Raw genomic sequence first — 6,400 nt, forward strand, 5'->3', positions numbered from 1 at the left:
TTCCTTGCAGATGTCTGCGAAAAAGTGACCTATGTTCCGCTGTATCAGCCTGTTCTGAATCTGAAGGAGAATGTGGCAGTTTTGAATAGCAGACCGAAAGCGGTCATCGGCGCAGAAATCGGTGTGACAGGGATCGAAGTGGGCGAGGAAAGGGTGGACTGTGATGGTATTTTCTTTGCGAAAAACTCCACACCTCCCGAAAGTCTGCTGTTTGGCCTGTATACAGATGGAAAAAATATCCTTGTAGACAGAAGCATGGCTACGAACCTGCCCGGTGTTTTTGCAGCCGGAGACTGCACAGGCGCACCTTTTCAGATCGCAAAGGCAGTAGGGGAAGGACTTGTAGCAGCCCTTTCTGCGGCAGCATATATTGATGCAAAAAAATGATGGTCAATTTAGCCTTGGACGAAAGTTTGAGGCTTTTTCTTTTGAACAAAATGTGAATTTTTCAAAATCTGCTTGAATATGGATGAGTATGGTGATAATATATGTATTGTGATTTAGCACTCATGCCTTTTGAGTGCTAATAAGAAATAAAATCGAATCCCAAGGAGGTAATGTTACTATGAAACTGAAACCATTAGGAGATAAAGTCGTACTGAAACAGGCGGAAGCCATTGAAACAACAAAATCCGGTCTGCTGCTGACAAGCCAGTCCAAGGAAAAACCTCAGGAAGCCATTGTTGTGGCGGTTGGCCCCGGCATTGCTGTAGGTGATGCAAAAATTGAAATGGTAGTCAAAGAAGGTGACCGTGTGCTGATTCCCGCATATGGTTATATGGAAGCAAAATTCGATGGCGAAACATACATCATTATGAGACAGGATGAAATCTTCGCGATCATTGAGGGCTAAGTCTTAACGATATTATCTATATTATTTGGAGGTAATTGAAATGGCAAAGGAAATCAAATACAGCACAGATGCCAGAAATGCCATGGCAGCAGGTGTGGATAAACTGGCGAATACAGTAAAAGTAACACTGGGTCCCAAAGGCAGAAATGTTGTTCTGGACAGAAAATTTACAGCACCCCTCATCACAAATGACGGTGTGACCATCGCAAGAGATATCGAACTGGAAGATCCCTATGAAAACATGGGCGCGCAGCTGGTAAAAGAAGTTGCTACACAGACAAACGATGTTGCCGGTGACGGTACTACAACAGCAACTGTTCTGGCACAGGCAATGATTCAGGAAGGTCTGAAGAATATTGCAGCAGGCGCAAATGCCATCATCCTGCGTCGTGGTATGCAGAAAGCAACAGAAGCAGCTGTTGCGGAAATCAAAGCAATGAGTCAGGCAGTTACAACAAGCAAACATATCGCAAACGTTGCTGCAATCTCTGCGGGCGACGAAGAAGTTGGTGCGATGATCGCAGAAGCAATGGATAAAGTAACTAACGATGGTGTTATTACCATCGAAGAATCCAAAACAATGAAAACAGAACTGGCACTGGTAGAAGGTATGCAGTTTGAAAGAGGTTATCTGTCTGCTTACATGGCTACAGATATGGATAAGATGGTAGCGATTCTGGAAGAACCTATGATCATGATCACAGATAAAAAGATTTCCAACATTCAGGAAATCCTGCCTATTCTGGAACAGGTGATGCAGATGGGCAGAAAACTGCTGCTGATTGCTGAGGATGTGGAAAGTGAAGTTCTGGCAACTCTGGTAGTGAATAAACTGAGAAACATCTTCACTTGTGTCGCAGTAAAAGCGCCTGGTTACGGCGAAAGAAGAAAAGCGCAGCTGGCTGATATCGCTGCACTGACAGGTGCACAGGTGATCTCCGAAGAAATTGGTATTTCTCTGCAGGATGCTACACTGGATATGCTGGGTTCCGCAAAAACAGTTCGCGTAGAAAAAGAACTGACGATCATTGCTGATGGTTTTGGCGATAAAAATGCAATTCAGGCGCGTATTGCTCAGATCCGCAAAGGTATGGAAGAAACAGACTCTGATTTTGATAGAGAAAAATATCAGGAAAGACTGGCAAAACTCTGCGGCGGCGTAGCAGTGATCAAAGTTGGTGCGGCTACAGAAACAGAAATGAAAGAAAAGAAACTGCGTATGGAAGATGCACTGGCAGCAACAAAAGCGGCAGTGGAAGAAGGCATCGTTGCCGGCGGCGGTACAGCACTGGTGCATGCTATCGATAAAGTAAAAGCAGCTTGTGCAGAACTGACAGGCGACGAAAAAACAGGTTCTGAAATCGTGATCAAAGCTCTGGAAGCACCTCTGCGTCAGATCGTAGCCAATGCAGGTCTGGAAGGTTCCGTTGTTGTAAACAAAGTAAAAGAACTGGATGACAGCATGGGCTTCAATGCACTGACAGAAGAATATGTGGAAATGGTGGAAGCCGGTATCCTTGACCCTGCGAAAGTAACAAGAAGTGCACTGCAGAACGCAACTTCTGTTGCATCCACATTCCTGACAACAGAAGCGGTGGTAGCAGAAATCCCTCAGAAGGCGGCACCTGCACCTATGGCTGATCCCGGTATGGGCTACATGTAATCTGAATAGAGAAAATTTTGCAAAGAAAAACCCCGTAATACCTGCAATTGGTATTTTGGGGTTTTTGTTGTTTTTTATTTTGCGGAGCAGAGCGGTTTTGTACAGGGGGCAATTGTGAAAGATTTCTTTTTCTCAGCAGGTATAGATTTTTTGTGAAAATGGAGAAAAAATTAAAAAATTTGCGGTTTTTCGGAGGGTTTTGTGCTGATTTATACAAATGTCTCTGTGTGAATGACATCTATGTAAAAAATGTCTTTGCTGAAGAAACTTTTTTTAAGATTTCTATTGACTTTGTAGAATTTTATCATATATAATTGGCCTATGGTTGATATTGTGTAGAGTAATGTCTATCTCTGTGCATATTTGACTGTGATAAAATGATAACAAGAGGAGGGGGTTTCGTGTTACAGGTATTTGACATTTTGGGCCCTATCATGATTGGTCCATCCAGTTCTCATACAGCTGGTGCTGTGCGTATCGGCAAATATGCCCGTTCCGTATTGGGGAAAAAACCTGTGAAAGCTGTGATCCGTTTCAGTGGCTCCTTTGCAAAAACATACAAAGGCCACGGTACAGATAAGGCAGTGATCGCTGGTATTTTAGGTATGGATACGGATGACAGCCGTATCCGTAACAGCATGCAGATCGCAACGGAAGAAGGTCTGGACTTCACATTCATCGAAGAAGACATCGACGGTGCGCATCCCAATACAGCAGAAATCACACTGACAGATGCTGACGGCAGATCTGCTCTGATCCAGGGCGCATCCATCGGCGGCGGCAATATCGTGATCAATAAGATCAACGATACAGAAGTATCCATCTCCGGTAAATCTGATACATTAGTCATTCCCCATGATGATATCCCCGGCATGATCGCCGTGGTAACAAACATTCTGGCGGAAAAAGGCGTAAACGTTCATGGTTTCTCTCTGGGCAGAGACCGTAAGGGCGGTACGGCTGTTATGACCATCGAAATCGACGGCGATTTTGACGAATCCATCAATGAAGCGATCATGGAATGCCCCAATATTCATGCATCCACGGTCCTGAAAGCGATTTAAGAAGGAGAGGTGGACGAATTGCTGAAATATGATTCCGTAGCTGAGCTGGTAGTCGAAGCAGAGAAGAGAGGTCTGAAACTCTCCGAGCTGGTTCTGAAAACACAGGCTCAGATCGCTGAAAAAACTGAAGCAGAGATGTTTGCACAGATGGCACGCTCTCTGGAAGTAATGAAAGAATCCGTTCAGGAAGGCATGAGCAGAGAAAAACGTTCTGCCAGCGGCCTGACAGGCGGTGATGCGTTCAAAATGAACGAAGCACTGATGGGCGGAAAAACAATTGCAGGTCCTTTCTTCGGCAAAGCAATGGTGAAAGCCATCGCAGTTGCGCAGACAAATGCATGCATGGGCAGAATTGTAGCATCCCCTACAGCGGGTTCCTGCGGTATTCTTCCTTCTGCACTGCTGACACTGCAGGAAGAACGTAATATCCCTGATAAAGATCTGGTAATGGCGTTGTTTACAGCATCCGCAATTGGTATCGTGATCGCAACGAATGCCAGTGTAGCAGGTGCGGCAGGCGGCTGTCAGGCTGAATGCGGCGCGGCAAGCGCAATGGCAGCAGCAGCCATGGTCGAACTGTGCGGCGGTACACCCAAGCAGTGTGAACACGCTTGTGCCATCGCGCTGAAAAACATTCTGGGTCTGGTATGTGACCCTGTTGCAGGTCTGGTTGAAATCCCCTGCATCAAAAGAAATGCCGGCGGCGTTGGGAATGCTCTGGTAGCAGCTGAACTGGCTCTGGCAGGCGTGGAAAGCCATATTCCTGCTGACGAAGTCATCGTAGCGATGAAAAAAGTTGGCGATATGATGTCTCCCACACTGAAAGAAACAGCAGAAGCTGGTCTGGCAACAACACCTACAGGCAAAAAACTTTGCGAAAAAGTATTTGGTTGATGCAAAATATCGCAAACAGCTATACTTTTCATATTAGTTTTTCGTACAACCGTATCGTAACTCGCAATTATAAGTATTACAATTTAATAGGAGAAGGTAACAATGAGTATTATTCAGAAATGGAATAGCATTTCCTTAGTAAAAAGAATCATTTGCGGTCTGATCCTGGGTGCAATCCTGGGTATGGCTGTTCCTCAGGTTACAGTAATCGGTATCCTGGGTACACTGTTTGTAGGCGCTCTGAAAGCAGTAGCTCCCATTCTGGTATTCTTCCTGGTAATCGCAGCTCTGGCTTGCGGTCAGGAAGGCGGCGGTAAAACAATGGGTCGTGTAGTTGTACTGTACCTGGTTGGTACATTCCTGGCAGCTGTAATCGCTGTACTGGCTTGCCACTTCATCCCCATCGTTCTGCCTCTGGGTTCCGGTGCTTCCACAGAAGGCTGGACAGCTGCTGGCGGCGTTGGCGAAGTATTCGCAAACCTGCTGTCCAACATCGTAGCTAACCCCATCGGTTCCATGGTAAACGCTAACTACCTGGGTATTCTGTTCTGGGCTTGTATCTTCGGTCTGGCTCTGAAAAAATCTAACGAAGCTACAAAAAAAGTTCTGAACGACCTGTCTGAAGCAGTAACATTCGCAGTTAGAACAGTAATTTCTTGCGCACCTTTCGGTATCATGGGTCTGGTATTCTCCACAGTATCCGAAAACGGTCTGGAAATCTTCACAGAATACGGTAAAGTACTGGCAGTTCTGGTTGGCTGCATGGCTTTCGTAGCATTCATCCTGAACCCCATCATCGTTTGGACACAGATCAAAGACAATCCTTACCCCCTGGTAGGCAAATGTCTGAAAGATTCCTTCATCACAGCTTTCTTTACAAGATCCTCTGCTGCTAACATCCCCGTTAACATGACACTGTGTAAAGAACTGGGTCTGGATGAAGACAACTACTCCATCTCCATCCCTCTGGGTGCTACAATCAACATGGCTGGTGCTGCTATCACAATCACAGTTATGACTCTGGCTTGTGTAAACACACTGGGTATGGAAGTGCCTCTGGCAATGAAAATCCTGCTGTCCTTCGTAGCAGCTATCTCTGCATGTGGTGCTTCCGGCGTTGCTGGTGGTTCCCTGCTGCTGATCCCTCTGGCTTGTTCCCTGTTCGGTATCTCCAACGATATCGCTATGCAGGTTGTAGGTATCGGTTTCATCATCGGCGTAGTTCAGGACTCTTGCGAAACAGGTCTGAACTCCTCCACAGACGCACTGTTCACAGCTGCAGCTGAATTCCACGATTTCAAAGCTGCTGGCAAAGACATCTGGGCTTGGAGAAAGAAATAATCTTTCGAACAAATTTTTAGCAACAAACATATATACATAAATTTATAAAAATTACGGTTGGTACGAAGCCCCTGTCGCGAAAGCGGCAGGGGTTGTTTTTTTCTGCATAATTCTTTATAATAGAAACAAGTTACGTAAAGGAAGAAAGTGACAGAATCTTGTGATGTCGTTAAAGATGGATGTCTGATTTCCTGAGTAACAGAGTGTATGGCTGTTGTTTTTAAGGGGAAGAGAAGAGTGGTATCATGGCAGTTCCGAAACTTTACAGAAAAAGATATATGCCGAGCGAAGTTGTCCATTTGAAGGATGATATTATCACATATCAGGGTGAAAATGTGATGGTAACGAAATGGGACGTGTTGCATCCAAAGGCAAAATTCAGCCACGGGGTATCCTGTTATTACATGGATAAAGGCTGGAAGGTCAGCAAATTTTTGAACAAAAACGACGAGCTGGTTTACTATTATTGTGATATCATTGATACGACATACAATCAGGAAGAAAATTTTTATGTTTTTACAGATCTTCTGGCAGATGTTATCATCTATGAGGATGGATTTGTGAAAGTGGTGGATCTGGGAGAAA

The 6,400-nt window shown here is 45.1% G+C and carries 7 protein-coding genes; all 7 read left to right on the forward strand.

From position 1 onward, the window contains the following. A partial coding sequence (locus tag ACJMLT_RS08535; RefSeq protein ID WP_405729452.1) for an NAD(P)/FAD-dependent oxidoreductase occupies positions 1-387 on the forward strand: 387 nt, incomplete at its 5' end. A gap of 178 nt (positions 388-565) precedes the next feature. After that, positions 566-853 carry a co-chaperone GroES gene (groES, locus tag ACJMLT_RS08540; RefSeq protein ID WP_405729455.1) on the forward strand — a complete coding sequence of 96 codons (288 nt, stop codon included), beginning with the start codon at positions 566-568 and terminating at the stop codon, positions 851-853. Between the two features lie 40 nt (positions 854-893). Next, positions 894-2,516, forward strand: a complete 1,623-nt coding sequence (gene groL / locus ACJMLT_RS08545) for a chaperonin GroEL (protein WP_405729457.1) — start codon at positions 894-896, stop codon at positions 2,514-2,516. 401 nt (positions 2,517-2,917) lie between these two features. Further along, positions 2,918-3,580, forward strand: a complete 663-nt coding sequence (sdaAB, locus tag ACJMLT_RS08550; protein WP_405729460.1) for an L-serine ammonia-lyase, iron-sulfur-dependent subunit beta — start codon at positions 2,918-2,920, stop codon at positions 3,578-3,580. Positions 3,581-3,589: 9 nt separating this feature from the next. Then, positions 3,590-4,474: an L-serine ammonia-lyase, iron-sulfur-dependent, subunit alpha gene (gene sdaAA, locus ACJMLT_RS08555; protein WP_405729463.1), complete on the forward strand. Its 885-nt coding sequence runs from the start codon at positions 3,590-3,592 to the stop codon at positions 4,472-4,474. A 102-nt stretch (positions 4,475-4,576) separates the two neighbouring features. Beyond that, positions 4,577-5,815, forward strand: a complete 1,239-nt coding sequence (sstT, locus tag ACJMLT_RS08560) for a serine/threonine transporter SstT (protein ID WP_405729466.1) — start codon at positions 4,577-4,579, stop codon at positions 5,813-5,815. 245 nt (positions 5,816-6,060) lie between these two features. Beyond that, positions 6,061-6,400 (forward strand): DUF402 domain-containing protein (locus ACJMLT_RS08565; RefSeq protein ID WP_405729469.1); only part of this gene is annotated, 340 nt, incomplete at its 3' end.

It is taken from the genome of Anaerotignum sp., assembly GCF_045122575.1.
GTDB lineage: Bacteria > Bacillota > Clostridia > Lachnospirales > Anaerotignaceae > Anaerotignum_A.